We start from the raw sequence: 26463 nt of genomic DNA on the forward strand, positions 1-26463 counted from the left end.
GATGACGCGCACCCTCATCTTCCTGGCCACACTCGCGCCCGCCGGGGTCGCGCAGGCACAGGATATCGTCCTGAAGCCGATGGGCGAAGCGCGCCTGCGCTATGAGCAGGTCGATCAGGACGGCCTGCCCGCCGACGCCGAAGCCCTGACGCTCCGCGTCCGCGCCGGGGTCGAGGCCAAGGCCGGCAGCTGGTCGACGCTGGTCGAGGGGCAAGGCAACCTCGCGATCGTCGACGACTATTTCGACGGTCTCCACGGCGCCGCGACGCGCCCGCTGATCGCCGATCCCGACAATATAGCCCTCACCCGCGCGCAAATCCGCTATGCGTCGCCCGTCTTCGCGCTCACCGCGGGGCGCCAGCGGCTCGGCTTCGACGACGAGCGTTTCGTCGGCAGCGTCGGCTTTCGCCAGAACGGCCAGAGCTTCGACGCGGTGCGGGCCGAGATCACGCCGCTAAAGGGCGTGAAGGCCGACCTCGCCTATGCGTGGAGCGTGCGGACGATCTGGGGCATCGACGGCACCGGGCCGCGGCAACAGGCTGTGTCGGGCGACAATGTCTTCGGCAACCTCAGCACCCAGACCCCGATCGGCAAACTCTCGACCTTTGTCTATCTCGTCGACCAGGACGAGGCGGCGATGCAGGGCTTCCGCCTGTCGAGCCAGAGCTATGGCGTCCGGCTCGACGGAACGCAGGCGCTCGGCAAGGCTAAGATCGCTTACCAGCTGAGCTATGCGCGCCAGTCGGACTGGCATCGCAATCCCAACAATTACGGCGCCGACTATTATCTCGCCGACATGGCGGTCGATTTCGGAGGCCCCCGGGTCGGCGTCGGGTACGAGATACTCGGCGCCGACGACGGAACCGCGCTCACCAGTTTCCAGACACCGCTCGCGACGGGTTTCAAGTTCCAGGGCTGGGCCGACAAGTTCCTGACCACCCCGCCCGACGGCGTCCGCGACCTGTACGCAAGCACAGGATGGAGCTGGAAGGCGGTCGGTCCGCTCAAGGCCGTCACGCTGCAAGCCGCGTACCACGACTATCGAAGCGACCGCGCGAGCCGCTCCTATGGCGACGAGATCAATCTGCTCGCGAGCGCGAAGCTCGGCAAGGTCACCGCCGCGGCGCGCTACGCGCATTACGACGCCAACACTTTCGCCACCGATACCGACAAATTCTGGCTGCAACTGGACTGGACGATTTAATGGAACACCGCCCCATCAAGACCGACGCCGACACGCGCGACCATCTGGTCGTCATCGGCAACGGCATGGCCGGATGCCGCGCGGTCGAGGAATTGCTCGCGCGCGATCCGGCGCGCTACCGCGTGACGATCTTCGGCGCCGAGCCGCGGGTCAACTACAATCGCATCATGCTGTCCCCCGTGCTCGCGGGCGAGAAGAGCTTCGACGACATCGTCATCAACGACGCCGAATGGTATGCGGCGAAAGGCATTGCGCTGGTCGCAGGCGACCCGGTCGCGCAGATCGACCGCGCCGCGAAGACGGTAACGACGCGCGGCGGCTCGACCGAAAGCTATGACCGGCTGCTGATCGCGACCGGCTCCGATCCCTTCATCATCCCGGTGCCGGGTAAGGACCTGCCCGGGGTGATCGCGTTTCGCGACATGGACGATGTCGACACAATGCTCGCGGCCGCGGATGCGGGCGGCGATGCGGTCGTCATCGGCGGCGGGCTGCTCGGGCTCGAAGCCGCGCACGGGCTTTCGCTCCGCGGGATGAAGGTCACCGTCATTCACCTGATGCCGACCTTGATGGAACGCCAGCTCGACGAGGCGGCTGGCTGGCTGCTCAAGCAGGCATTGGAAGGCCGCGGCCAGACGATCCTGACCGGCGCCGACACCGCCGAGATCGTCGGCGACGGCAAGGTCGAGGGGGTGAAACTCAAGGACGGAACGCTGATCCCCGCCAGCCTCGTCGTGATGGCAGTCGGCATCCGTCCCTCGGTCGCGCTTGCCCGCGACGCCGGACTCGCGGTCGGGCGCGGCATCCAGGTCGACGACCATATGGTCACCAGCGACCCCGCGGTGCTCGCGGTGGGCGAATGCGTCGAGCATGACGGGCAGGTCTACGGCCTCGTCGCGCCGCTGTGGGACATGTGCCGCAGCCTCGCCGACGGACTCGTCGAGCAGCCGACGGGCTATCGCGGCTCGGTCACCTCGACCAAGCTCAAGGTGTCGGGAATCGACGTCTTTTCGGCGGGCGATTTTTCGGGCGGCGACGGGTGCGAGGACATCGTGCTGCGCGACGCGAGCCGCGGCGTCTACAAGCGCGTTATCGTCAGGGACGACCGGATCGTCGGCGCGGTGCTCTATGGCGATACCGCCGACGGCAGCTGGTATTTCGACCTGCTCAAGAAGCAGGAGGATGTCTCCGAGCTTCGCGACCTGCTGATCTTCGGCCAGTCCTTCGCCTCAGGAGGGGGCGCGGCGGACCCTAAGGCGGCCGTTGCAGCGCTCTCGGATGATGCCGAGATCTGCGGCTGCAACGGCGTCACCAAGGGCCAGGTCGTGTCGTGCATCGCCAAGGGGGCGCACAGCCTCGACGCGGTGCGCGGCACCTGCAAGGCGTCGGCGAGCTGCGGCAGCTGCACCGGCCTGGTCGAGAATCTCCTCGCGCTGACGCTCGGCGACGATGTCCAGGCGGGGCCCAAGACGATGTGTAAATGCACGAGCTTCGGCCATGACGACGTCCGGCGTGAGATCGTCGCGCAGGCCATGCGCTCGATCCCCGAAGTGATGCAGAAGCTGCACTGGACGACCCCCGACGGCTGTTCGTCGTGCCGCCCGGCGCTCAACTATTATCTGCTCTGTGCGCTTCCCGGCGACTATGTCGACGACCAGCAGAGCCGCTTCGTCAACGAGCGGATGCACGCCAACATCCAGAAGGACGGCACCTATTCGGTCGTGCCGCGCATGTGGGGCGGGCTCACCAACCCGACCGAGTTGCGCGCGATCGCCGATGTCGTCGAGAAGTTCAATGCGCCGATGGTCAAGGTCACCGGCGGCCAGCGGCTCGACATCTTCGGAATCAAGAAGGAGGATCTGCCCGCGGTCTGGGCCGACCTCAATGCCGCCGGCATGGTCTCGGGCCACGCTTACGGCAAGTCGCTCCGCACGGTGAAGACGTGCGTCGGGTCCGAATGGTGCCGCTTCGGCACGCAGGATTCGACCGGCCTCGGCGTCAAGATCGAGCGGATGAGCTGGGGCAGCTGGATGCCGCACAAGTTCAAGATCGCGGTGTCGGGCTGCCCGCGCAATTGCGCCGAGGCGACGATCAAGGATTTCGGCATCGTCTGCGTCGACAGCGGTTACGAGCTGCACGTCGGCGGCAACGGCGGCATCCATGTCCGTGCCACCGACCTGCTTTGCAAGGTCGCGACCGAGCAGGAGGCGATGGATTATTGCGCCGCCTTCATCCAGCTCTACCGCGAGGAGGCGCGCTACCTCGAACGTACCGCGCCGTGGATCGAACGCGTCGGGGTCGATTATGTGAAGGCGCGGATCGCCGACGACCCCGCGGGCCGCGAGGCACTGCGCGCGCGCTTCCTTTATGCCCAGAGCTTTTCGCAGGACGACCCGTGGGCACAGCGCGCCGAGGGTGCCGAACGCGAACATCATGCGCCGATGGCGCGCTTCACCCCGCAGGAGGAACTCGCATGACGACCGCAGAATGGCTCGACATCGGCTGGGTCGACCAGATCCCCGTGCGCGGCAGCCGCACTGTGCAGGTCGAAGGCGGCGATGATATCGCCGTCTTCCGCACCGCCGAAGGCAAGGTCTTCGCGCTGCGCGACCGCTGCCCGCACAAGCATGGGCGGCTGAGCCAGGGCATCGTCCACGGGGGCGCGGTCGCCTGCCCCTTGCACAATTGGCGGATCAGCCTGTCGACCGGCGAGGCGCTCGGCGATGACAAGGGCTGCACGCCGACGGTGCCGGTCAAGATCGACGCCGGCCGGGTACTCATCTGCCGCGCGAGCACATTGAAGGCCGCGGCCTGATGAGCGAAGCGGTCCGCACCACCTGCGCCTATTGCGGCGTCGGCTGCGGCATCCGCGCGACGGTGACGGGCGAGCGGACGGTAACGATCGAAGGCGATCCCGACCACCCCGCCAACCGTGGGCGCCTTTGCTCGAAGGGCACGCATCTTGGCGAAACCGTCGGGCTCGAAGGTCGTCTGCTCACGCCCATGATCGGCAAGAAGCGCGCGAGCTGGGACAAGGCGCTCGACCTCGTCGCGAAGCGTTTCAAGGAAACGATCGCGCGTCACGGCCCGAACAGCGTCGCCTTCTACGTCTCGGGGCAATTGCTCACCGAGGATTATTATGTCGCGAACAAGCTGATGAAGGGCTTCATCGGCACCGCGAATATCGACACCAATTCGCGGCTCTGCATGTCGAGCGCGGTCGCGGGCCATACGCGCGCCTTTGGCGAGGATATCGTCCCCGCGACCTACGACGATCTCGACGCTGCCGACCTGATCGTCCTCGTCGGCAGCAACACCGCCTGGTGCCACCCGATCGTCTATCAGCGCATCCGCGCGCGTTGCGAAGCGGGCGCAAAGCTCGTCGTGATCGACCCGCGCCGCACCGAAACCGCCGAGGAGGCCGACCTCCATGTCGCGATCCGCCCCGGCAGCGACGTCGCGCTGATGAACGGCCTCCTGCAATATTGCCGCGAGGCGGGCGTGGTCGACGACGATTATCTCGCCGCACATGTCGCGGTGCCTGACAATTTCTGGGACCAGCTTGGAGAGGGGAATGACCTGTGGTCGGTGGCGCGCGCGTGCGACGTGCCCGTCGCCGACCTCAGGCGTTTCTATGAGCTGTTCGCCGCAACGCCGCGCACGGTGACGATGTTCAGCCAGGGGATCAACCAGTCGACGTCAGGCACCGACCAAGTGAATGCGATAACCAACCTCCATCTCGCCACCGGACGCATCGGCAAACCCGGCGCCGCGCCCTTTTCGATCACCGGCCAGCCGAATGCGATGGGCGGGCGCGAGGTCGGCGGGCTCGCCTCGACGCTTGCCGCGCACATGGATTTCGCGCCCGAAAACCGCGACCGCGTCCAGCGCTTCTGGGCCGCGCCGGCGATGGCGGAGAAGCCCGGACTGAAGGCCGTCGACCTGTTCCGCGCGGTCGGCGAGGGCCGCATCAAGGCGTTGTGGGTGATGGCGACCAACCCCGCCGTGTCGATGCCCGACGCGAACCGCGTGCGCGAAGCCCTCGCCGCCTGTCCCTTCGTCGTCGTCAGCGACGTGATCGAACAGACCGACACCGGCGCCTTTGCGCATGTCCGCCTTCCCGCCGCCGCGTGGGGCGAGAAAGATGGCACCGTCACCAACAGCGACCGCACGATCAGCCGCCAGCGCGCACTGTTTCCGCTGCCTGGCGAAGCGATGCCCGATTGGTGGATCATCAAGGAAGTCGCGCGGCGCATGGGCTGGAAGACTGCCTTCAGCTATGACCGTCCGGCCGACATCTGGCGCGAGCATTGCCGCCTGTCGACCTATGACAATGACGGCGCGCGCCTCTTCGCGCTCCCCGGCGCCGCGCAGGGCGGCAATGCCGCCTATGACGACATGATGCCCTTTCGCTGGGGCGGCGATCAGACCTTTGCCGACGGCCGCTTTTCGACCGCAGACGGACGCGCGCGGCTTGTGCCGGTGGCGCAAAAGCCCCTGCCCGAACCGCTTGCGAAATGGCCGTTGACGCTCAACACCGGCCGCTATCGCGATCAGTGGCATACGATGACACGCACCGGCCTCGCGCCAAAGCTTGCGCGTCATCGCGAGGAGCCGCTGGTCGAGGTCCATCCCGATGACGCCGCGCGGCTCGGGCTTGCCGACGGCGGGCTCGCGCGCGTCGAAACCCCGCAGGGCGAGAGCGTGTATCGCATCGTCGTTTCGGATGGCCAGCGGCGCGGCGAGCTGTTCGTCCCGATCCACTGGACCGACCGCACCTCGAGCGGCGGTCGCACCGGGCTCCTCCCGCGCCCGCTCGTCGACCCCGTGTCGGGGCAGCCGGGCTTCAAACGCACCCCCGCCGCGATCGCGCCGGTCGCGACGAAATGGCGCGGTTTCCTGTTGCTCGCGAACGAACTCGACGAACGGCCCGCCTGCCTGTGGGCGACCCGCGTTGCGGTGCCCGCGGGGGTGCTCTGGGAACTCGCCGGCAACGGCGACCTCAAGCGCATCGAAGCGCTGCTCCCGCGCGGCGAACGGATCGAAGCGCAGGACAGCGCGCGCGGAACACGCCGCGTCGCGGTCGTCACTGGGGGGCGTCTCGCCGGCGCGCTGTTCGTGACCGAAAGCGGCGAGCTTCCCCCGCGCGACTGGCTGATCGCGCAGCTTTCGGCCCCTGACGTCGCGCCGACGCTGCTCGCCGGTCGGGCGCCGGGCGTCCAGGCCGACCGCGGTCCAATCATCTGCGTCTGCTTCGATATCGGATTGAAGACGATCGCCTCGGTCATCCGCAACCAGCAGCTTGCCGACGTCGCCGCCATCGGCGGCGCGATCGGCGCGGGAACCAACTGCGGATCGTGCCGCCCGGCGCTCGCCCGCATATTGGCAGAGGAGACGAGCGATGCAGCCTGACGATTTTCCGCCCGGCACGGTCTGGCTCGTGGGTGCCGGCCCCGGCGACCCCGACCTTTTGACGCGCAAGGCGATCCACCTCATCGAACGCGCCGACATCATATTCCACGACGCGCTTGTCGGCCCCGCCGTTCTCGACCTCATCCCGCCGGGCGCCGAACGCATGAGCGTCGGCAAGCGTTCGGGTCGCCATTCGAAGGATCAGCAGGAGATCGACGCTCTGCTGGTGGCCGCCGCCGCGGCGGACAAGCGCGTCGTGCGCCTGAAGGGCGGCGATCCTTCACTATTCGGCCGTTCGACCGAAGAAATCGCCGCCTTGCACATGGCGGGCTATCCCGTTTTCGTCTGCCCCGGCATTACCGCGGCGAGCGCCGTCGCAGCGTCGGCGAAAATATCGCTCTCGCTCCGCGGCGTCGCGCGCGATGTCCGTTTTGTCACCGCACACAGCCGCCGCGGCGCGGCGCTCGACATCGACTGGAACTCGCTCGCCCGCTGCGGATCGACCCTTGCCTTCTACATGGGGCGCGACGCGGCGCCCGAGATCGCCCGCGGCCTCATCGGCGCGGGCATGCCGGGCGATATGCCCGTGATGATCGCTTGCAACGTCAGCCGCGCCGACGAGCAGCGGCTCACGACGCGCCTCGACCTGCTCGGCCTTGCAACGCGCGCGCTGGCGAACGACGCCCCGACGCTCATCCTGGTCGGGGCCGCGGTTGCGCTTGCCATGCCGGCAAAAGCTCGTGCGACGGCTGCCGACAGCGCGCTTTAGCATCGATTGAGCGGCTTCGCGCTCGCAACCAGGGGCGTTCGATCGTCCCGTCCGATACCGCGCGACTACCAGAATCGCTTGGTATCGACGAAATCCTCATGCGCATCGGCGGCCGTTTCGATGAGCCGTCCCTTCTTGCCATGTGCCATCAATTCGGCCGCGCCGGGGCTTTCCGCGATGCCAAGCCTTGTCAGCAGCTCGGGGGCGGCCGCAAGATCGTTGAGCGCGCCGAGCTGGTCCTGCAGCGCTTCGAGTGCCTTGACGAAGCGTTTGTGCCGGCGTTTCTCGCTCTTGCGCTCGAACAGGCCGGCAAAGAATTCCGCTGCGTAACGTAGCTTCTTCGCGCTCTTGCGCACCTCGTGCCGCGCATCGTCATCGAGACTGGCCAGATTACGCCCCTTGCGCTTCACCTTTCGCCGATAGCGGTCGAGCGCCCGGGCGGCGAAGTCCCGCGCCGGTCGATTGCCTTCGCGTTCACCGTCCGCCGTCCCCGACCAATCCGACGCCGCAATCCACGCCGTCACCTCGAGCATGAGCCGGCGCGCCCGCGCGGACGAGAGAATTTCGCACACATTATCATAAGCGGCCTCGCGCATCGTCGCGATCCGGTCGTGCAGCGGTCCGCCCTCGGCACGCTTCAGGAGCACGTCGAGATCGCGCACCTTGCCCAGTTCCGACGCCAGCCAGCGCAATTCCGTGCGCAAATCGATGCCCGCGTCCCCGATCATCGGCTTGAAGATCGCGAAGGCCGATCGAAGGCGGCGTAGCGCGACGCGCGCCTGATGCAAGGCTTCGGTGTTCCGGTTCGCGAGCAAAAGCGCCTCGTTGAGCCGGAACTGCCGGATGCATGATTGCATGATCTGCCCAAGCGCCTGTGCCGCGGTCGTGTCGCCGGCGAGTATCACCGTTTCGGCCGTAACCCGCGCCGGGGCCGCTCCGGTGAGCCGATAGCCGCGCTCCGACTTGCTGAGGACGCCAAGGCGTATCGGCACGACCGCGTCGATCCGGCGCGCGAAAGCAAACAGCGCGGCAGGATCGCCGGACTTCAGCTCAAGCTCGATCTCACACACCGGCGACCGGCGCTCGCCGACCACGACGTCGCCGCGGTCGAGCACCAGTTCGATCGTTGCGCCGCTCTCGTCGATGGTCCAGCTCTGGCGGTCGATCTCCACCTCGAAAGCTGGCGCGATGGCATCGATCTTGTCGCCGAGCAGCGAGGGAAGCGGCGTGGCAAAATCGAGGACCGGTGTGTCATTTTCCGCCGCGCGCTCCCATTCGGATCGGATGAAGAGACCGGCAGCACTGCCGCCGTCCGCCTTGATCGTCTGGACACGCTTCTTGCCCGAACGGCGGATACGAAGCGAAAAGCCCGCGTTGGCGACGTCATGATCGGGCGTGTCGAAATAGGTCGATATCTGCCGCATCTTTTTGGGGGCGCCCGCCAACAAACCCGACACCTCGAATTTTCCGGCGTCTTCGCTCGCAATTTCGAGTTTCAGCTCGACCTCGTCCGCCATCTGCATATTCTCCGGAAAGATCGGTTCGATCGTCACCTTCGCGTGCGCAACGGACGCCGCATATCGGACCTATCCTGAAAATTTGACGATCCGGCGATAAGCAGCCTGTTTATCGCAATATGCGGCCAGCTGAAAGATCGGGCACGGCCGCTCGTCCGAAGCCCGTTTCGTCGTGCAAGGATATGGAAAACCCGCTCATCCGACAGCATCGGACCATGGCAGGAAGGAAATGGCGCACCCGGAACGATTCGAACGTCCGACCCTCAGATTCGTAGTCTGATGCTCTATCCAGCTGAGCTACGGGTGCGTGGAGAGGCGCCTTTAAGACCCGTCGCGCGGGGGCGCAACCCCCTATTTCAGCTTTGTGACCGTTCCGCACGACGATTGGCGGCGGATCGCGTCGAGCCCGCCGATTTCCGCGGGCTCTTTCAGCAAAAGACGGATCAGCGCGATGCCATGATCATGGTCCGTGCGGACGATTTCGGCGCCTTTGGGCACGGCCTGTCCCGCGCGCGCGACGATGATTCGAAACGGCTTGCCGCCCGCCTCGACATCGTTGCGCACGAAAATGACGTCGGTCGCGGCGTCAAAGATGCTGAGCGATGTATAGCGGCCCGGAACCGGCGTGACGTCGATCGCGATCGGGCCGCCCGAAAGGTCATAGGGACAGCTCGAATAAGCGAGGTCGGGGCTGGGCCGCACGACCGGCTGGCGCTCGGGCGTCGCGAGGTTGCCATAGGACATGGTGTTGACGCCGCCCTGCCCCAGCCGATCGATCGCGACATTCATCAGGCCATAGGGAATCGCCCAGATCGCCGCATAGGCGGTGGCCACCGCGACGATCAGGCCTAGGGCGAGCGGGCCGAGCCAGCTGCGCATCTCAGCAGCCCTCCTTCACGATTTGCGGGAGCACGGCTTTGGCGGGGTCGGCGCGGAACGCCTTGCCGGGGTTGTACATGCGCAGGGTCAGGTGAAAGGGCTGGCCCTTGGTTCCGGGCAACCAAGCCCCTTCCGCGGGCTTTGTCGGGGCGATTGTGACGCGCCATTCGCCCTTGGCATCGAGCGCGACATTGGCGCCGTTCACCGACCAGATGTTTGCCGGGTTCGCAACGAGATAGCCCGCCTCGTCATAGATGGTGACGCTCCACCAGCGCGCGTCGAGCGGCGTGCCCGACAGGCTGTAACGGCAATTGCCGTCGAGTGGCGCGCCTGCGGCGTCGGTCTTCGCCGACCAATAGACGGTTTCCTTTGCGGGGAGCGCAAGCAGACCCGCGCGCGCCACCGCCGCGCGCGTGATCGGGTCCGTTGCCTTGGTGCCAAAGCCGAGCGAGGTCGTCCACGGGCCATTGACGATCGCGCCGCCACTGAGGCCGCCGCCGGTTATGGCCCAGGCCGCGCCGAGCCCCACCGCCAATCCGCCCACCAAGGTGATCGTATAGCGGTGCCAGCCCTTCATGCGCGTTCCCCCTTCGTCGTCACCCCGGCGAAGGCCGGGGTATCGCCGTTGCATGATGACGCGAGGGTGAGATCCCGGCCTTCGCCGGGATGACGAAGTCAGGAATTACCCCCGCTTCAGCGCAGCCTGAGCAGCCGCGAGCCGGGCGATGGGGACACGGTAAGGCGAGGCGCTGACATAGTCGAGGCCCGTCTTTTCGCAGAAATGGATGCTCGGCGCGTCGCCGCCATGCTCGCCGCAGATGCCGAGCTTGACGTCGGGGCGCGTCTTGCGGCCGCGATCGGCGGCGATCTCGATCAGCTGCCCGACGCCCTCGACATCGAGGCTGACGAACGGGTCGGTCAGGAAAATGCCCTTGTCGACATATTGCGTCAGGAAGCGGCCCGCGTCGTCGCGGCTGATGCCGATCGTCGTCTGCGTGAGGTCGTTGGTGCCGAACGAGAAGAATTCGGCACTCTCGGCGATTTCTCCGGCCATCAGCGCGGCGCGCGGCAGCTCGATCATCGTGCCGACGAGATAGGCGATCTCGCGGCCCTTTTCGGCGAACACAGCCTTCGCCTGCGCATCGACCACCGCCTTCATCAGGTCGAATTCGCGGCGCGTTGCGACGAGCGGGATCATCACCTCGGGGATCGGCGCAGCGCCGGTTTCGGCGGCGACGTCGCACGCCGCCTCGAAGATCGCGCGCGCCTGCATCTCGTAGATTTCGGGGTAGGTGACGCCGAGACGGCATCCGCGATGACCGAGCATCGGGTTGAATTCGTGCAGCTCGTTCGCACGCGCCTTCAATGCCTCGATCCCCACCCCCGCAGCCTCGGCGACATCGGCGAAATCCTCTTCGCGCGTCGGCAGGAATTCATGGAGCGGCGGATCGAGCAGGCGGATCGTGACGGGAAGCCCCGCCATCACCCCAAAGATCGCGGCAAAGTCGCCGCGCTGTTCAGGCAGCAGCTTGGCGAGCGCGGCGCGGCGGCCGGCTTCGCTATCGGCGAGGATCATCTCGCGCACCGCGGTGATGCGCGCGGCGTCGAAGAACATATGCTCGGTGCGGCAGAGGCCAATGCCCTCGGCGCCAAAATCGCGCGCGACCTGCGCATCCTGCGGGGTTTCGGCATTGGCGCGCACCTTCATGCGGCGGACCTTGTCGGCCCATACCATCAGCGTGCCGAAGTCGCCGACCAGTTCGGGAAGCAAGGTCGGGACTTCGCCCGCCATCACTTCGCCGGTCGACCCGTCGAGCGTCAGGATGTCGCCCTCGCGCAGCTCACGCCCGCCGACGCGCAGGATGCGCGCCGCGCCGTCGATCGACAGCCCGCCGGCGCCCGAGACGCAGGGACGGCCCATGCCGCGCGCGACCACCGCCGCGTGTGACGTCATGCCGCCGCGCGCGGTCAGGATGCCCTTTGCGGCGTGCATGCCGTGAATATCTTCGGGCGAAGTTTCGACGCGGACGAGAATCACGGCTTCGCCCATTTCGGCTGCCTTTTCAGCGCCATCGGCGGTGAACATGATCTTGCCCGACGCCGCGCCGGGGCTTGCGGGAAGCCCCTTGGTGAGCACGTCGCGCGGCGCCTTCGGGTCGAGCGTCGGGTGGAGAAGCTGGTCGAGCGCGCCCGGATCGACGCGGCCGACGGCTTCTTCTTCGGTGATCAGCCCTTCGGCGGCCATATCGACCGCGATCTTGAGCGCCGCCTTCGCGGTGCGCTTGCCCGAACGCGTCTGCAGCATCCACAGCGTCCCGCGTTCGACGGTGAACTCGATGTCCTGCATGTCGCGATAATGGGTTTCGAGCGTGTCGAAGACGCGGCCGAGCTCGGTGAAGGTCTCGGGCATCGCCTCTTCCATCGACGCCGGTTTGGCGCCCGCCTTTTCGCGCGCGACCTTCGTCAGATATTGCGGCGTGCGGATGCCCGCGACGACATCCTCACCCTGCGCGTTGATCAGCCATTCGCCGTACCAGGCGCGCTCGCCGGTCGCGGGGTCGCGCGTGAACGCGACGCCCGTCGCCGAGGTATCGCCCATATTGCCGAACACCATCGCCTGGATATTGACCGCGGTGCCCCATTCGGCGGGGATCGAGTTCAGGCGGCGATAGACTTTCGCGCGGTCGCTTTCCCAGCTCGCAAACACCGCACCGACCGCGCCCCACAGCTGGTCGTTCGGTTCCTGCGGGAAGGGCGCGCCGGTCTCGCGCTCGACGATCGCCTGATATTCCTTGACCAGCGCCTGCCAGTCTTCAGCCGACATCTCCGTATCGAGGTAGAAGCCCTTGTCCTCCTTCGCGATTTCCAGTGCTTCCTCGAACTCGGCATGGTCGAGGCCCATGACGACGTCGGCGTACATCTGGACGAAACGGCGATAGCTGTCCCACGCGAAACGCGGGTCGCCCGACGCGTCGGACAGGCCGACGACGGTCTTGTCGTTGAGCCCGAGGTTGAGCACGGTGTCCATCATCCCCGGCATCGACACGCGCGCGCCCGAACGGACCGAGACGAGCAGCGGATCGGCGGGGTCGCCGAATTTCTTGCCGGTGATACCTTCGATATGCGCGATGCCCGCGGCAACCTCTTCGATCAGGCCCGCGGGGAATTTTTCGCCATTCGCATAATAAGCGGTGCAGACGTCGGTGGTGATCGTAAAGCCCGGGGGCACCGGCAGGCCGATCGAGGCCATTTCGGCAAGGTTCGACCCTTTGCCGCCCAGCAATTCCTTCGAGCGTTCGGCCGTCGTGGCCGCGCCGCCGAACAAATGCACCATATTCGTCATCATATGCTCCTGCTGCCCCGGGGAGGAGGTGGGCGGGGGAATAGGGTCGAACCGCAACCGGGTCGACTCAGTTTTGCTTTAGCGGTGTCAGGCTGGCCTGCCTCCATGACGGGCCTGCCAATGATCGAAAATTGCCTGCCCAGCGCCGCCGCCGAAGGTTAAAATCGGCACGTCGCGACGAAAGGCGAGCGACCAGGCTTTGATCCACAGCGTCTTGCGCGGCTCGATCGCCGCGATCTGGTCCCAGCCAATGTGCAGCGGCGGGTGAAACATCCGAAAGAAGAGCGGCGGGCGAAGATAGATGCCGCGCTGGTCGAGCCAGACGTTCATCGCATTCTTGTAGCTGACGCCCCCCGGAAAGCGGCCGATGACCATCGTCGCCCACGAAAAGCGCCGCGCATCGGCGGGGATCGGGCGATCCCACGCGAAGGCAGGCAGATATTTCGACCACCCCACGAACGACAGGACGCGCGTAACGAGCAGCCACATCGCGACAAAGAACAGCGGAAAACCGACCGCAAAAATCCAGACGAGATGCGTTTCGTTCATGGCACCCCTTCCCGCGCGCAGCCGCGCCTATCCCTCGATCTTCGAGAAATCGGCGACGCCGTGCACCGCGCCGGTGAAGCGCGACAGCAGACCGAGGCGATAGGTGCGGACCGCTTCGTCGGGGTCGTTGACCATTACGCCGTCGAAGAAAGCGTCGATCGGGGCGCGGAGGCTGGCGAGCGCGGCCATCGCGTCGGTGAAGCGTTCGTCGGCGACCGCGGCGGAGGCTGCGGGCTCGGCGGTGTCGAGTGCGGTAAGCAGCGCCCGATCCACATCCGTCGCCCCCGCGAAGGCGGGGGCCGTTGCCGTGGGCGCACTACCTCCAGCGGGCCCCGCCTTCGCGGGGGCGACGGAAATATCCGCCTGCTTCAGAATATTCGCCGCGCGCTTGTAACCCGCGAGCAGGTTGGTGCCGTCGTCGGTCGCCATGAACGCCTGCAGCGTCTTCACGCGTGCGAGCAGGCGGACGAGATCATCCTCACCCCCGAGCGCAAACACCGCGTCGATCAGGTCGTGACGGACGCCGGCTTCGCGTTGCTGGACCTTGAGCCGGTCAACAAAGAATTGAAGTACAACCTCGTCAAAATCCTCAGGGAAGGAAGCAAATATTTCCAGCTTCGCCCGAGTTTCCGGCCTCACCCGAGGAACCATTAGATTGTATTTCTTTGAGCGCTCGACAAGTTCCCGGGCTGCTTCCCTTACGAACCCGTCGGCATCGTCTGATTCCTGCGCCTTCCCAATTACGGCGAGCACTTTTTTCGCTCCCTTATCGTCGCGGGCCACCTGTTCGAGGTTCTGAGTGACAATCAAAGTGCTTGCCTGAACGGAAAGGTCATCAAGAGAGACACGAATATCGTTCGACAGCAGCAAGGCGAGGATGCCGAGCGACGCGCGGCGCAAAGCGAAGGGATCTTTTGATCCCGTTGGCTTCTCTCCAATGGCGAAGAAGGCAACAAGTGTATCCAGTTTATCCGCCAGCGCCACAGCCACCGTCACCGGCGCGGTCGGCACGTCATCGCCCTGCCCGACTGGCTTGTAGTGGTCGCGGATCGCGTCGGCGACCGCATCGGGCAGACCTTCGGCGCGGGCGTAGTAGCCGCCCATCAGACCCTGCAGTTCGGGGAACTCGCCGACCATTTCGGTGACGAGGTCGGCTTTCGCCAATTCCGCGGCCTGCCGCGCGAGCGCGGGGTCGCAGTTCGGGACGATGCCTTCGCTTGCGAGCCATTCGGCGAGCTTCGCGACGCGCTCGACCTTGTCGGCAACGGTGCCAAGCTTTTCGTGGAAGGTGATGTTTGCCAGCTTCTCCGCGTGCTGAGCGAGCGTCTTCTTCTGGTCCTGTTCCCAGAAGAAGCGCGCGTCGGACAGGCGCGCGGCGAGGACCTTGCGGTTGCCGGCGACGATCTCGGCGCCGCCATCGACCGCGTCGATATTCGCGGTGCAGACGAAGCCGTTGGCGAGCTTGCCGCCCGCGCCGTTCACGACGAAATATTTCTGGTTCACGCGCGCCGTCAGCTGGATGACCTCGGGCGGCACTTCGAGGAAGGCTTCGTCGAAGCGGCCCAGCAGCGGCACCGGCCATTCGGTGAGGCCGGCGTTCTCGATCACCAGCCCCTCATCCTCGACGAGCGTCAGCCCGGCGTCGGCCGCGGCCTTGGCGGCGCCGTCGCGGATGATCGACTGGCGTTCTTCATGGTCGACGATGACGTGGCAGGCGCGGAGCTTTTCGGCATAGTCGGAAGCCGAGCCGATCGTGATCTCGCCCGGGCAGTGGAAGCGGTGGCCGCGCGTCGCGAAACCCGCCGAAATCCCACTAACTTCACACGCAACAAGGTCTTCGCCGAAAATCGCGACGATGCCCGACAGCGGGCGCACCCAGCGCAGGCTTTCGCTGCTCGCGCTTTCCTTGCCCCAGCGCATCGACTTGGGCCAGGCGAAGGCGCGGACGATCGCGGGGATCGCCTCGGCGAGCACTTCGGCGGTCGCGCGGCCGGGCTTGTCGATGACGGCGAAATAGACGCCGTCGCGGTCTTCGAGCTGATCCTGCGTCAGGCCGGTCTTGCGAAGGAAACCCTCGAGCGCCTGCGGCGGCGCGCTGCTGCGCGGGCCTTTGAGTTCCTCGCTGACCGCGGCGGTCGCTTCGGGGAGGTGTCGCGCGATCAGCGCGAGGCGGCGCGGGGTCGACCAGATGGTGAGGCCGCCCGTTTCGAGGCCCGCGGCGCTCAATTGCGCACGGAACAGCTTTTCGAGTTCGGCGCGCGCGCCGGCCTGCATCCGCGCCGGGATTTCCTCGCTGCGCAGTTCGAGAAGAAAGTCGGTCACAGCGTCCACCCCGGATATTTTTGGGTCCAGCGTTCGGACTGGCTGTCGATCCACGCCTTGCAGCTGCCCTTTGCGAGGTCGCGGACGCGCGCCATGTAATTGGCGCGCTCCTGCACGCTGATCACGCCGCGTGCCTGGAGCAGGTTGAACAAATGGCTCGCCTCGATCGCCTGGTCATAGGCCGCGAGCGGCACGTTCGCTTCGATTGCACGCTGGCATTCGGCCTCTGCTGCCTTGAAGCCCGCGAACAGGGTGTCGGTGTCGGCGACCTCGAAATTCCATTTCGAGAACTGCTTTTCATTCTCGAGGAAGACGTCGCCATAGCTGACCGCCGCCACATCGCCGACGGCGTCGGAAAAGCGCAGGTCGTACACATTGTCGACATTCTGGATATACATGGCGAGGCGTTCGAGCCCGTAGGTCAGCTCGCCCGCGACGGGCTTGCAGTCGAAGCCGCCCATTTGCTGGAAATAAGTGAACTGGGTGACTTCCATCCCGTCGCACCAGACTTCCCAGCCCAAGCCCCACGCGCCGAGCGTCGGGCTTTCCCAATCGTCCTCGACGAAACGGATGTCGTGGAGCAGCGGATCGATGCCAATCGCTGCGAGGCTGCCCAGATATTGTTCCTGCAGGTCGGCGGGCGACGGCTTCAGGATCACCTGATACTGGTAATAATGCTGGAGCCGGTTCGGGTTCTCGCCATATCGGCCGTCCGTGGGCCGGCGGCTCGGCTGGACATAGGCGACATTCCACGGCTCGGGACCGAGGCTGCGCAGCGTCGTCGACGGGTGAAACGTCCCCGCCCCGACGCGCATGTCATAAGGCTGCAAAATCGCGCAACCGCGCGCCGCCCAATAGGCGTGCAGCGTCAGGATCATGTCCTGAAAACTGAGTGGTGTCTTGTCCGCCCCGTCGGCCACGGCCGCAATTCCTTCGCAGGTGCAAAAATCGCCGCCGCATTGGCCTAGCGGCGGCGCATGGTCAAGGCTCCCCGCCGCGCGCTCGTCGACGAAAAGGCGCGTCTTAGTCAGGTCTCCAAAACTTTTTGTAAGGTGTTATTGACACAGTCAGCGAATCGCGACATATAGTCATGCATACCTGACATGAAGACAGGTTGAGCTGACCAAAACCAGTCGATCCAAGGAGAATAGACATAATGACCCGCACGCTGATCCTCGCGCTCTCGCTCACCGCCGCTGCTGCGCCCGTCATGGCCGCCGAGACCGGAAACCCCGCCGTCGAAGTCCGCATCGACGATCTGAACCTGACCCACACGGCGGATCGCGAGCGCCTCGACACCCGATTGAAGAGCGCCGCGCGCAGCCTCTGCTACACCGGCCTTCGCGGCGCTGCGGAAAATGCGCGCCAGTCGGCATGCCTTTCGAACGTCCTTGCCCACGTTGAGCCCCAGACCAAGCAGGCGATCGCCCGCGCACAGAAGGGCACCCAGCTCGCGCTGCTGATGATCAGCGCCGCGCGATAAGCGACGGAAATGATGGCTTCGCTCGCGCCGTGCCTCCCCGGTGACGGCTGGCGACCTGGGCTGGAGCGCCCTCCATGTGACGGCGCTCCAGTCTCTTGTCCCCGCGAATGTCGACCGACCCTGTCGCCCCCAATCCCGGCCATCCCGAAGGACCGGACAAAATTTCCCTTCCCCGACATTTTGATGCGCTATGGGAAGGCCATGATCCTTCGGATGGAAATGCTGGCGAGGCGCCGATGAACAATAAATTGAAAGTGCTGCGCGCGATGCGGAACTGGAGCCAGGCGGAACTCGCCGACCGGCTCGATGTCTCGCGGCAGGCGGTGAATGCGATCGAAACGGGGAAATATGACCCGTCGCTGCCGCTCGCCTTCAAGCTTGCGCGGCTGTTCGACATGCCGATCGAGGAGATTTTTGATGATGGTTTCGAAGGAGGCGACGATGAGTGATGCAAGCAAGCCTGCCAAGCGTCCGATGTCGCCGCGGCGTAAACGTTACTGGACCGCACTCGGCTTGGCCGGCGCGTTCGGCGGCGTCCTGGGCGCCTGGATGCAGATGACCCAGACCGACGGCGCGACGATCGGACTGGCGCTGCTGAGCAATTCGGCGCTGCCGGCCAATTTCGCGATCGGTTCGTCGATCGTTTGGGTCGTCGGCATGGCGATCTCGCTGATCCTCTATCATCGCTCGGTCGACGATCACGAGGAGCGGGCGTATCTGTGGGCCGGCACCGCGGCGTGGTATACGCTGACGCTCGCGGCACCGACGTGGTGGGTGCTCCACCGTGCCAGCCTTGCCCCCGCGCCCGATGTCATGCTGCTGTTCCTTGGCGCACTCGCGGTCAACGCGATCGTCTGGCTGTGGCTTAAATACCGTTGAGTATTTTTCACTCCCCTTCCCTGTTCGATCCGGCCATAAGCGCCCGTAACGAAAGTGATTTCCCGATGAAAACCTGGTTGAAGAAGCTTGCCACCACGTGCGCGATCGCCGCCTTCTCGGCGTCCGCGATGCTCCCGGCCGCCCATGCCGCCCAGCCGGCCGCGGCGGCGGCACCCGCAACGTCCCCCACGACGACCGACGCCGATCCGGCGCTATGGGTCGTCAAGGACAAGGACACGACGATCTATCTCTTCGGCACGGTCCATGTGCTGAAGCCCGGCCTCGGCTGGTTCGACGAGGCGGTGAAGACGGCGTTCGACAAATCGGACGAGCTGATGCTCGAAATCGTCATGCCCGACGACCAGGCGGCGATGGCGAAGGAAATGATGCCGCTGGCGATCGACCAGAGCGGCAAGACGCTTTCGTCGCGCCTCGATCCCGAACAGCTCAAGGCGTATCAAGCCGCGCTGGCAGGCCTTGGCATCGCGCCGGCGCAGTTCGACATGTTCGAACCCTGGTTTCCCGCGATCACCCTGTCGGTCCTGCCGCTCACCAAGCTCGGCTATGATCCCGAACAGGGCGTCGAAAAGCTGTTAACGGCCTCGGCCAAAAAATCCGGCAAGCCGGTGGCGGGCCTTGAAACGCTGAGCCAGCAGCTGGGCTTTTTCGATGCGCTGCCCGAAACGCAGCAGATCGCCTTCCTGAATTCGGTGGTGAAGGATCTCGACAAGCTGGGGCCGCAACTCGACAAGATGGTCGCGCAGTGGGCGAAGGGCGATCCCGACGCGCTGGCCGTGACGATGAACGAAAGCCTGGCCGAAACGCCCGAACTCGCCGCGACGCTGCTGTGGGATCGCAACGCCCGCTGGGCCGATCAGCTGAAAGCACGGATGGATCAGCCGGGCACCGTGTTCGTCGCGGTCGGCGCGGGCCATCTCGCGGGCGATAAGAGCGTCCAGGATTATCTGAAGGCACGCGGCCTCGTCGCCAAACGGGTCAAATATTGAGCGGAACAGTCCGCCCTTCGCACCATTGGGGTCGCCGCCTTGCGGCGGCCCTTTTGCCGTGCCTGCTCGCCGCTTGCGGCACCGCAGAGCCGGCACGGCAGGCGCGGCCCGCGATGTGGCTGGTCGCCGACGATGATACAAAAATCTATATGCTGGGCGCGATGCACGCCCTGCCGCGCGGCACCGACTGGAAAGGCGGCAAGGTCGCCGAGGCGGTCGGGACGGCTGACGAACTGGTGATGGAATTGTCGCCCGCCGAACTGGCGAAGGCGGGCGCCGTTTTCCAGGCGCTCGCACCCCGGACCGCCCCGCTCGCGATGGAGAAACGGCTGCCGCCGCAGGCACTCGCCGGCTACCGGGCCCTGGAGGCGAGCGGCGGCGATTTCGGCGGCGACACGCTCGACGATTGGGCGGTGATGGTATTGATGGGCCAGCGCGTGGCGCAGAATGCCGAACTCGATTCCTCGGACGGCGTGGAAACGCGCCTCACCGAGCGGTTCAAGGACGCCCGAAAGCCGATCGGGGGGCTGGAGACGGCACGCGAGCAACTGATGCTGTTCGAAACGCTCGACCCGAAGACGCAGCGCACGCTCCTGACTCGCTCCGCCCAAAAATCGGGCGACGCGGCAAAAGACGTCGGCGCCCTGACCGCGGCGTGGGGCCGCGGTGATGTCGCAGCATTGGAAAAGGTCATCAACGAGGATGTCGATGCCGTACCGGCGGCGCGCAAGGCGATCATCACCGACCGCAACCGGCGCTGGAGCGCGTGGGTGCAAAAGCGGCTGGAACAACCTGGCACGGTGCTGATGGCGGTTGGCGCGGGGCATCTTGTCGGGGCCGACGGCGTGCCCGCGATGCTCGAAGCGGACGGGCTGAAGGTGACGCGGGTGCAATAGGCGCCGTTGCGCTTGCATTTCCGCCGCTTCCCCGCTAAGCGCCCCGGCTTCCGTCATGGTCATCCCTGGAGGCGTGGCGGAACTGTGTAACTGTTTCTCGGAGAAATAATATGAGCGATCAGCTGACGCTGACGGCCGAGACGCGCGAACGCGGAGGCAAGGGAGCCTCGCGTGACCTGCGTCGTAATGGCCGCGTCCCCGCCGTTGTCTATGGCGGCAAAGAAGAACCCCTGATGATCCACGTCGAAGAAAAGCTGCTGATGAAGCAGCTGATGACGGGTCACTTCATGAACTCGGTCGTCATGGTCGACGTGGGTGGCAAGACCATCCGCACCCTGCCGAAGGACGTCGCTTTCCACCCGGTCAAGGATCGCCCGATCCATGTCGATTTCCTCCGCATCTCGAAGGACGCCAAGGTCACCGTCGCGGTTCCCGTCGTGTTCACGAACGAAGAAGCCTCGCCGGGCCTGAAGCGCGGCGGCGTGCTGAACATCGTCCGTCACGAGCTGGAAATCGCCTGTGACGCGGACAAGATCCCCGACGAGATCACGATCGATGTCACCGGTTTCGACGTTGGCGATTCGATCCACATCAGCAACGTCACCCTGCCCAAGGGCGCCGAAAGCGCGATCACCGATCGCGACTTCACCATCGCCACGATCGTTGCCCCCTCGGCGATGAAGTCGAGCGAAGGCGACACGACCGTCGACAGCGGCGAAGCTGCTGCTGCCGAAGACGGCGAAGAAGCCTAATCATATCCGGGCGGCCCCTCCCCCGGCGGGAGGGGCCTTCCACGAAAGGCGAATAGCATGCAGCTCTGGGTCGGCCTCGGAAATCCCGGGCCCCAATATGCGATGCACCGCCACAATGTCGGCTTCATGGCCGCCGATGTCATCGCCGATGTCCACGACTTTCCGGCGCCCGCGAAGAAATTCCAGGGCTGGGTCCAGGAAGGCCGCATCGGTTCGCAGCGCATCCTGCTGCTCAAACCCGGCACCTTCATGAACGAAAGCGGCCGCAGCGTGCGCGCCGCGCTCGATTTCTATAAATTGACCCCGCAGGATGTCACCGCCTTCTACGATGAGCTCGACCTCGCGCCAATGAAGGTCAAAGTGAAACAAGGCGGCGGCGCGGCGGGCCACAATGGCATAAGGTCGATGATCCAGCATATCGGCGAGGATTTCCGCCGCGTGCGCATCGGCATCGGCCATCCGGGACACAAGGACCGCGTCACCGGCCATGTCCTCGGCAATTACCACAAGAGCGAGATGGAGCCGCTGATCGACCTGCTCGGCGCGATCGCCGCCGAGGCCAAATGGCTGGCGGGCGGCGACGATGTGCGCTTCCAGAGCGATCTCGCGCTGCGCCTGCAGGGATGACCGCCACGCGCGATGCAACGGCGGCCGATCGCGATGCCGTCGTCGCGATCTGGCAAATGTGCGGCCTGACGCGCCCATGGAATGATCCGGACGCCGATTTCGGGCGCGCGCTCGGCCATGAAGCTTCGACGGTCATTGTGGCTGAACGCGGCGCGCGGATCGTCGCCACCGCCATGACCGGCTTCGACGGACACCGCGGATGGATCTATTATCTGGGCGTCGCGCCGGACCATCAGGGACAGGGCCTTGCGCGACAATTGCTCGACGCCGCGTGCGAATGGCTCCGGCTTCGCGGCTGCCCCAAGGTCGAGTTGATGCTTCGCGATGGCAACCCCGTAGCGGGCCTTTACGAGCATCTCGGCTGGGAACCCCAGGACGTCCGTGTTTTCGCCCGCTGGCTGACTGATCCGACGGCTCCTGATGTCACTGAAGCGTCATAGGAATCATACGCTCCCGACATGGTGAAGCCATCTAGCTGACACCTCCCTCTGCAATCGGTGCGCCACCTCATCCGGACGATCCAGTCCGGGGCTCAACCGAAAACAGGGGGACTGCATGTCACATCTTACCGACGACGCCCGCGCGCCTTATCGCGGCGACACCGATACGCTTCCGGGGCCCGACAGCCTCGAGGCGATCGTTGCCAAAAATCCCTCGCGCCGGACGCTGCTCCGCAACGGCCTCTTCGGTCTGTCGATCCTGCCGGCACTCGCGGCGTGCGACGACACCAGCGGCGATCCCTCGGTCGTACTGCCGACGCCCACCCCGACACCGACCCCCACACCGACGCCCCCGCCGGTCAGCTACGCCGTCAGTTTCGCCGCGGTCGCCGCGAATCAGGATGACAAGGTCACCGTGCCCGCGGGCTACACCGTCGACGTGCTGCTGAAGGCTGGCGATTCGGTCGAAACGGGCACCGCCTATTCGGGCAGCTTCCCCACCCCCGCGGTCGCGGAGAAATGGGCGGGCGGCAACCATGACGGCATGGAATATTTCGCCTTTCCGGGCGTCGATGCCAATAACCGCGGCATCCTGGCGATGAACTTCGAATATCCCGACTTCAACATCCTGATGGCAGGCAACTACAACGCCGCCACCGCGACGGCCGACCAAAAGGCGCTCGCCCTGTCGGCGGTCGGTATCGGCGTCGTCGAAATCGCCAAGGGAAGCGACGGCAAATGGGCCGTGCAGCCGGGATCGACCTATAACCGCCGCTACACCGGCAACAGCAGCTATCGCGCCGGCGGCCCCGCCGCCGGCCTGCTGTCGGGCTCCATCAAGGGCATGCTCAACAACTGCTCGAGCGGCCGGACCCCGTGGGACACCTACCTGACCTGCGAAGAGACGACCGACAATTATCTCGATCCCACGCAGCCCGCGCGCGATTATGGCTGGGTTGTCGAGATCGACCCGCTGCGCGAGTTGGCGCAGCCGACCAAGCGCACCGCGATGGGCCGCTTCAGCCATGAAAACGTCGCCTTCATGTCGAACAGTGACCGTCGCGTCGCCTTTTACATGGGCGATGATTCGACTCCCGGCTGCATCTACAAATTCGTTCCAGACCGGGCCTGGAGCAACACCAATCGCGCCGCGAACACCGACCTGCTCGACTATGGCACGCTCTATGTCGCGCGCTTCAACGGCAATGGCACGGGCGAATGGCGCGCACTCGTCGTCGGCCAGAACGGCCTGACCGCCGGAGCGCAGGACCCGGGCAACGTCAGCCAGAGCACGACCCCGCCGGCGCCGACGACGGTCAACTTCAACAATCAGGCCGATGTGCTGATCAACTGCCCGTCGGCGGCGCGCGTCGCGGGCGGCACCGTGATGGATCGCCCCGAATGGCTGACCGTCGCGCCCGACAACAAGGCGATTTATTGCACGCTGACCAACAACAGCGGCCGCCGCGTGGTCGACCCCGCCAACCCGCGCGTCACCAACCTGCACGGACACATCATCAAGTTCCGCGAAGAAGGCGATTCGCCGCTGGCGACCAAGTTCAGCTGGGAAATCTTCCTGACCGCGGGCGATCCGTCGCTTTCGGCGGGCGGCAGCAATCTCGTCGGCAATATCAACGGCGACACTTTCTCCAGCCCCGACGGCCTCCGCATCGACCCGCAGGGTCGCATGTGGGTGCAGACCGACCATAGCGTTCCCGGTAACTCGGGGGTCGCGGGACGGACGATCGACCAGGCGTTCGGGCACAATGCGATGTTCTATGTCGACCAGGTCACGAAGCAGTCGAAACGCTTCCTCGTCGGCCCGCTCGGCTCCGAGATCACGGGGTTGGCCTATACGCCCGACCTCAAGACCTTCTTCGTCAACATCCAGCACCCGACGGGCAACTGGCCAGTCGCGGGGCAGCAGCCGCGCTCATCGACCGTCGTCGTGCGCCGTACCGACAGCCAGCCGGTCGGGGCCTGATCGCGCGCCGTCCGCTCTCCCCTTCGCCGGGCGGAGCGGATGGCCCGTCAGGGTGTGCGCTTGGGCGGCGGCGGGGGCGAGCCGTCGCGCGTCTGCGACATCAAGGTCACGCACATCGTCCGGTGCACCGGATGCCGGCCGCATGCGATGCCGGCATAGCGGTGCGTCGCCCGCAGCAGGCTGTGGCGATGGCCGCGGTCGGGCACACCGTCGTCGATCAGCAGCTGGTCGACGACGCCTTCGGGGGTGTGATGGCCATAGGTGATGACTTCGTTCACATAAGGCCCGCCGCCGCGCGCCCTCATCCGTTCGCCGGGACCGCTGCCCCGCGTATAATGCCCCACCGCGCCCGAGCGCGACTGGACCGCGACATGGTCGGCCGCCGCGCGTGCCAGCGGATCGCTCCATTCCAGTTCGGGCAGCGGCTTTTCGCGGCGAAGGTCGCGGATCGCCTCGTCGACCGCGGCGACGCCCTCGCGCGTCATGATGTCGATCTCGCTGTCGTCGTCGCTGACCAGCAGCTTGCCTTCGAAGCGCGGGCGATAGTCGCGCAGATATTCGGCATAGCCGGCGGGATCGCTGCGGAAGCGGTTGAGTTCGGTGAAGACACCTTCCTCGAAGCGGTTCGGCGCGGCGACGGCAGCGGTCCCACCGAGAGTCAGAAGGATAGCGGCGGCGAGGAGGCGGGGTTTCGTCATGGCGGGTGCGATAAAGGCGCAAGTCTGAACCGGGCGCAACGGCAAAGACTGGCGCCCGAGCCAATCTGGCGCTAGGGGCGCTGCAACACAGGCCCCTCATTCACGGCAGGCCGAACCTCACGGAGTTTTTATGGGTTTCAAATGCGGGATCGTCGGCCTGCCCAACGTCGGCAAGTCCACCCTGTTCAACGCGCTGACCGAAACAGCGGCGGCGCAGGCGGCGAACTATCCTTTCTGCACGATCGAGCCGAATATCGGTAACGTCGCGGTGCCCGACGCGCGGCTCGAAAAGCTTGCCGCCATCGCGAGCAGCAAAAAGATCATCGCGACCCAGCTCGCCTTCGTCGACATCGCCGGCCTTGTGCGCGGCGCGTCGAAGGGCGAAGGGCTCGGCAACCAGTTCCTCGGCAACATCCGCGAAGTCGACGCGATCGTCCATGTCCTGCGCTGTTTCGAGGATGACGACATCCAGCATGTCGAGAACAAGGTCGATCCGGTCGCCGACGCCGAGACGGTCGAAACCGAGCTACTGCTGTCCGACCTCGAAAGCCTCGAAAAGCGTGTGCCCGCCTTCGCGAAGAAGGCCGCGCAAGGCGACAAGGAAGCGAAGATCGCCGCATCGGTGCTCGGTCAGGCGCTTGAGCTGCTGCGCGAAGGCAAGCCCGCGCGGCTGACCGAACCCAAGGATGAAGAAGAAGCCCGCGTCCTGCGCACCGCGCAGCTCCTGACCTCGAAGCCCGTCCTTTACGTCTGCAACGTCGACGAAGGCAGCGCCGCAAACGGCAACGCCTTCTCGGAAAAAGTCTTCGCCAAGGCCGCCGCCGAAGGCGCGCAGGCGGTCGTCGTTTCGGCCGCGATCGAAAGCGAGCTGGTGACGATGGACATGGCCGACCGGCTCGAGTTCCTCGAAGAAATGGGCCTCCACGAAACCGGCCTCGCGCGCGTCATCCGCGCCGGTTACGAACTGCTCCACCTGATCACCTTCTTCACCGTCGGCCCGCAGGAAGCACGCGCGTGGACCGTCCACACCGGCGCGACCGCTCCCGAGGCCGCGGGCGAAATCCACAGCGATTTCCAGAAGGGCTTCATCCGCGCCGAAACGATCGCCTATGACGATTATGTCGCGCTGGGCGGCGAAGCGCGGGCGCGCGAAGCGGGCAAGCTGCGCGCCGAAGGCAAGGCCTATGTCGTGCATGATGGCGACGTGATGCACTTTTTGCACAGCTGATCCGAAGGCCCGTCAGCCGAAGTAGCGCCGAAACCAGCGCCGCTTTTTCGGGGTCAATGGAGGTTGCCCGGAAACCCGCACCAGATAATTGCCCAGGATCGCCGCTTGCTGTTTGGTCATAAGGAACCGAAATAAATCGGGATCGTGCTTCTTGACCGCTTCCGAAGACTGTACGCTTTCGAGCCGGAGCATTATGCGATCGCCCGCATCATGGTGTGTCCAGCCGACCAGTGCTCCAAAATTCTCCACCATCTCGCCCGCTCCCTCACGATTTTCGCGCGACGGGCGCCGACAGCCCGCGACGGCAGGCTACCAGACCTTCGGCGGAATGTCGTCTTCGGGCGGTTAGCGGAAGTTCGCTACCCAACTTTCGTCATCCCGGACTTGATCCGGGATCCACAGCCGCGCCGTCGTCATGGACCCCGGATCAAGTCCGGGGTGACGAGAGTGTTGGAGTCCGCAAACGGTCACTTC

At 65.6% G+C, this 26463-nt stretch carries 24 protein-coding genes and 1 tRNA gene; 15 read left to right on the forward strand and 10 right to left on the reverse strand.

Annotated features, from left to right (window positions below):
• Nucleotide 1 precedes the first annotated feature (1 nt).
• Genes ACTJI5_RS02620 through cobA form a run of 5 tightly spaced genes read left to right on the forward strand, consistent with a single transcriptional unit; the run spans nt 2 to nt 7385 of the window.
• A complete protein-coding gene (locus tag ACTJI5_RS02620; protein WP_440859303.1) occupies nt 2–1204 on the forward strand; it encodes a hypothetical protein in 1203 nt (400 codons plus the stop codon).
• Complete coding sequence (nirB, locus tag ACTJI5_RS02625) at nt 1204–3681, forward strand: nitrite reductase large subunit NirB (protein WP_440859304.1); 2478 nt, start codon at nt 1204–1206, stop codon at nt 3679–3681. The genes ACTJI5_RS02620 and nirB overlap by 1 nt, the downstream gene beginning before the upstream one ends.
• Entirely contained in the window at nt 3678–4019 is a 342-nt protein-coding gene (gene nirD / locus ACTJI5_RS02630) for a nitrite reductase small subunit NirD (protein WP_310254092.1), read from the forward strand. The genes nirB and nirD overlap by 4 nt, the downstream gene beginning before the upstream one ends.
• Nucleotides 4019–6616, forward strand: coding sequence for a molybdopterin-dependent oxidoreductase (locus ACTJI5_RS02635; protein ID WP_440859305.1), 2598 nt, complete (start codon nt 4019–4021; stop codon nt 6614–6616). The genes nirD and ACTJI5_RS02635 overlap by 1 nt, the downstream gene beginning before the upstream one ends.
• Nucleotides 6606–7385, forward strand: coding sequence for a uroporphyrinogen-III C-methyltransferase (cobA, locus tag ACTJI5_RS02640; RefSeq protein WP_440859306.1), 780 nt, complete (start codon nt 6606–6608; stop codon nt 7383–7385). The genes ACTJI5_RS02635 and cobA overlap by 11 nt, the downstream gene beginning before the upstream one ends.
• 65 nt (nt 7386–7450) lie before the next feature.
• Here the strand turns inward: cobA and ACTJI5_RS02645 are convergent, their stop codons facing one another.
• The 8 genes from ACTJI5_RS02645 to ACTJI5_RS02680 all read right to left on the reverse strand — a co-directional run bounded on the left by ACTJI5_RS02645 (nt 7451) and on the right by ACTJI5_RS02680 (nt 16873).
• On the reverse strand, nt 7451–8938 hold the full coding sequence (locus ACTJI5_RS02645; protein WP_440859307.1) for a CYTH and CHAD domain-containing protein: 1488 nt from the start codon (nt 8936–8938) through the stop codon (nt 7451–7453).
• A gap of 194 nt (nt 8939–9132) precedes the next feature.
• Nucleotides 9133–9209, reverse strand: a tRNA-Arg gene (locus tag ACTJI5_RS02650).
• 44 nt (nt 9210–9253) lie between these two features.
• The gene (locus ACTJI5_RS02655; RefSeq protein WP_440859308.1) at nt 9254–9781 is read right to left on the reverse strand and encodes a DUF1254 domain-containing protein; all 528 of its coding nucleotides are present in this window, start codon (nt 9779–9781) and stop codon (nt 9254–9256) included.
• A 1-nt stretch (nt 9782) separates the two neighbouring features.
• Nucleotides 9783–10358 carry a DUF1214 domain-containing protein gene (locus tag ACTJI5_RS02660; protein ID WP_440859309.1) on the reverse strand — a complete coding sequence of 192 codons (576 nt, stop codon included), beginning with the start codon at nt 10356–10358 and terminating at the stop codon, nt 9783–9785.
• Between the two features lie 105 nt (nt 10359–10463).
• On the reverse strand, nt 10464–13124 hold the full coding sequence (gene ppdK, locus ACTJI5_RS02665; protein ID WP_440859310.1) for a pyruvate, phosphate dikinase: 2661 nt from the start codon (nt 13122–13124) through the stop codon (nt 10464–10466).
• Between the two features lie 87 nt (nt 13125–13211).
• Nucleotides 13212–13673: a hypothetical protein gene (locus ACTJI5_RS02670; RefSeq protein WP_440859311.1), complete on the reverse strand. Its 462-nt coding sequence runs from the start codon at nt 13671–13673 to the stop codon at nt 13212–13214.
• Between the two features lie 27 nt (nt 13674–13700).
• A complete protein-coding gene (gene glyS, locus ACTJI5_RS02675) occupies nt 13701–15995 on the reverse strand; it encodes a glycine--tRNA ligase subunit beta (protein ID WP_440859312.1) in 2295 nt (764 codons plus the stop codon).
• Entirely contained in the window at nt 15992–16873 is an 882-nt protein-coding gene (locus ACTJI5_RS02680) for a glycine--tRNA ligase subunit alpha (protein WP_439512008.1), read from the reverse strand. The genes glyS and ACTJI5_RS02680 overlap by 4 nt, the downstream gene beginning before the upstream one ends.
• A gap of 278 nt (nt 16874–17151) precedes the next feature.
• On the opposite strand from ACTJI5_RS02680, the gene ACTJI5_RS02685 reads away from it, so the two are divergent.
• The 9 genes from ACTJI5_RS02685 to ACTJI5_RS02725 all read left to right on the forward strand — a co-directional run bounded on the left by ACTJI5_RS02685 (nt 17152) and on the right by ACTJI5_RS02725 (nt 24063).
• A complete protein-coding gene (locus ACTJI5_RS02685) occupies nt 17152–17478 on the forward strand; it encodes a UrcA family protein (protein ID WP_440859313.1) in 327 nt (108 codons plus the stop codon).
• A gap of 236 nt (nt 17479–17714) precedes the next feature.
• Complete coding sequence (locus tag ACTJI5_RS02690; protein WP_058538277.1) at nt 17715–17927, forward strand: helix-turn-helix transcriptional regulator; 213 nt, start codon at nt 17715–17717, stop codon at nt 17925–17927.
• Nucleotides 17920–18357 (forward strand): hypothetical protein, encoded by a 438-nt coding sequence (locus ACTJI5_RS02695; RefSeq protein WP_058799855.1) that lies wholly within the window; start codon nt 17920–17922, stop codon nt 18355–18357. Before ACTJI5_RS02690 ends, ACTJI5_RS02695 begins: the two co-directional genes overlap by 8 nt.
• A gap of 65 nt (nt 18358–18422) precedes the next feature.
• The gene (locus ACTJI5_RS02700; RefSeq protein ID WP_440859314.1) at nt 18423–19364 is read left to right on the forward strand and encodes a TraB/GumN family protein; all 942 of its coding nucleotides are present in this window, start codon (nt 18423–18425) and stop codon (nt 19362–19364) included.
• On the forward strand, nt 19361–20260 hold the full coding sequence (locus ACTJI5_RS02705) for a TraB/GumN family protein (RefSeq protein WP_440859315.1): 900 nt from the start codon (nt 19361–19363) through the stop codon (nt 20258–20260). The genes ACTJI5_RS02700 and ACTJI5_RS02705 overlap by 4 nt, the downstream gene beginning before the upstream one ends.
• A 110-nt stretch (nt 20261–20370) precedes the next feature.
• Nucleotides 20371–21012, forward strand: a complete 642-nt coding sequence (locus ACTJI5_RS02710) for a 50S ribosomal protein L25/general stress protein Ctc (RefSeq protein ID WP_058538273.1) — start codon at nt 20371–20373, stop codon at nt 21010–21012.
• A gap of 57 nt (nt 21013–21069) precedes the next feature.
• On the forward strand, nt 21070–21639 hold the full coding sequence (gene pth, locus ACTJI5_RS02715) for an aminoacyl-tRNA hydrolase (protein ID WP_440859316.1): 570 nt from the start codon (nt 21070–21072) through the stop codon (nt 21637–21639).
• A complete protein-coding gene (locus tag ACTJI5_RS02720) occupies nt 21636–22079 on the forward strand; it encodes a GNAT family acetyltransferase (protein ID WP_058538271.1) in 444 nt (147 codons plus the stop codon). Before pth ends, ACTJI5_RS02720 begins: the two co-directional genes overlap by 4 nt.
• Before the next feature lie 115 nt (nt 22080–22194).
• Nucleotides 22195–24063, forward strand: a complete 1869-nt coding sequence (locus ACTJI5_RS02725; protein ID WP_440859317.1) for a PhoX family protein — start codon at nt 22195–22197, stop codon at nt 24061–24063.
• Nucleotides 24064–24110: 47 nt separating this feature from the next.
• Here ACTJI5_RS02725 and ACTJI5_RS02730 read toward each other — a convergent pair whose 3' ends face one another.
• Entirely contained in the window at nt 24111–24761 is a 651-nt protein-coding gene (locus ACTJI5_RS02730) for a CAP domain-containing protein (RefSeq protein WP_310254117.1), read from the reverse strand.
• Nucleotides 24762–24891: 130 nt separating this feature from the next.
• Between ACTJI5_RS02730 and ychF the strand changes: the two genes are divergently transcribed.
• Nucleotides 24892–25989, forward strand: coding sequence for a redox-regulated ATPase YchF (ychF, locus tag ACTJI5_RS02735; RefSeq protein WP_440859318.1), 1098 nt, complete (start codon nt 24892–24894; stop codon nt 25987–25989).
• 12 nt (nt 25990–26001) lie between these two features.
• Here the strand turns inward: ychF and ACTJI5_RS02740 are convergent, their stop codons facing one another.
• Complete coding sequence (locus ACTJI5_RS02740; RefSeq protein WP_440859319.1) at nt 26002–26241, reverse strand: hypothetical protein; 240 nt, start codon at nt 26239–26241, stop codon at nt 26002–26004.
• Nucleotides 26242–26463: the final 222 nt, after the last annotated feature.

The organism is Sphingopyxis sp. 22461 (assembly GCF_052044915.1).
Classification (GTDB): Bacteria; Pseudomonadota; Alphaproteobacteria; order Sphingomonadales; family Sphingomonadaceae; genus Sphingopyxis.

What these genes read in the sequence shown, in the direction of transcription:
- ACTJI5_RS02655 (WP_440859308.1), bottom strand. Translation starts at nt 9,781, where the DNA reads ATGCGCAGCTGGCTCGGCCCGCTCGCCCTAGGCCTGATCGTCGCGGTG.
- ACTJI5_RS02690 (WP_058538277.1), top strand. Translation starts at nt 17,715, where the DNA reads ATGAACAATAAATTGAAAGTGCTGCGCGCGATGCGGAACTGGAGCCAG.
- ACTJI5_RS02710 (WP_058538273.1), top strand. Translation starts at nt 20,371, where the DNA reads ATGAGCGATCAGCTGACGCTGACGGCCGAGACGCGCGAACGCGGAGGC.
- ACTJI5_RS02680 (WP_439512008.1), bottom strand. Translation starts at nt 16,873, where the DNA reads ATGATCCTGACGCTGCACGCCTATTGGGCGGCGCGCGGTTGCGCGATT.
- ACTJI5_RS02660 (WP_440859309.1), bottom strand. Translation starts at nt 10,358, where the DNA reads ATGAAGGGCTGGCACCGCTATACGATCACCTTGGTGGGCGGATTGGCG.
- pth (WP_440859316.1), top strand. Translation starts at nt 21,070, where the DNA reads ATGCAGCTCTGGGTCGGCCTCGGAAATCCCGGGCCCCAATATGCGATG.
- ACTJI5_RS02695 (WP_058799855.1), top strand. Translation starts at nt 17,920, where the DNA reads ATGAGTGATGCAAGCAAGCCTGCCAAGCGTCCGATGTCGCCGCGGCGT.
- ACTJI5_RS02635 (WP_440859305.1), top strand. Translation starts at nt 4,019, where the DNA reads ATGAGCGAAGCGGTCCGCACCACCTGCGCCTATTGCGGCGTCGGCTGC.
- ACTJI5_RS02725 (WP_440859317.1), top strand. Translation starts at nt 22,195, where the DNA reads ATGTCACATCTTACCGACGACGCCCGCGCGCCTTATCGCGGCGACACC.
- ACTJI5_RS02670 (WP_440859311.1), bottom strand. Translation starts at nt 13,673, where the DNA reads ATGAACGAAACGCATCTCGTCTGGATTTTTGCGGTCGGTTTTCCGCTG.
- nirD (WP_310254092.1), top strand. Translation starts at nt 3,678, where the DNA reads ATGACGACCGCAGAATGGCTCGACATCGGCTGGGTCGACCAGATCCCC.
- ACTJI5_RS02700 (WP_440859314.1), top strand. Translation starts at nt 18,423, where the DNA reads ATGAAAACCTGGTTGAAGAAGCTTGCCACCACGTGCGCGATCGCCGCC.
- ACTJI5_RS02620 (WP_440859303.1), top strand. Translation starts at nt 2, where the DNA reads ATGACGCGCACCCTCATCTTCCTGGCCACACTCGCGCCCGCCGGGGTC.
- ychF (WP_440859318.1), top strand. Translation starts at nt 24,892, where the DNA reads ATGGGTTTCAAATGCGGGATCGTCGGCCTGCCCAACGTCGGCAAGTCC.
- ACTJI5_RS02720 (WP_058538271.1), top strand. Translation starts at nt 21,636, where the DNA reads ATGACCGCCACGCGCGATGCAACGGCGGCCGATCGCGATGCCGTCGTC.
- nirB (WP_440859304.1), top strand. Translation starts at nt 1,204, where the DNA reads ATGGAACACCGCCCCATCAAGACCGACGCCGACACGCGCGACCATCTG.
- ACTJI5_RS02730 (WP_310254117.1), bottom strand. Translation starts at nt 24,761, where the DNA reads ATGACGAAACCCCGCCTCCTCGCCGCCGCTATCCTTCTGACTCTCGGT.
- cobA (WP_440859306.1), top strand. Translation starts at nt 6,606, where the DNA reads ATGCAGCCTGACGATTTTCCGCCCGGCACGGTCTGGCTCGTGGGTGCC.
- ACTJI5_RS02685 (WP_440859313.1), top strand. Translation starts at nt 17,152, where the DNA reads ATGACCCGCACGCTGATCCTCGCGCTCTCGCTCACCGCCGCTGCTGCG.
- ppdK (WP_440859310.1), bottom strand. Translation starts at nt 13,124, where the DNA reads ATGACGAATATGGTGCATTTGTTCGGCGGCGCGGCCACGACGGCCGAA.
- ACTJI5_RS02740 (WP_440859319.1), bottom strand. Translation starts at nt 26,241, where the DNA reads ATGGTGGAGAATTTTGGAGCACTGGTCGGCTGGACACACCATGATGCG.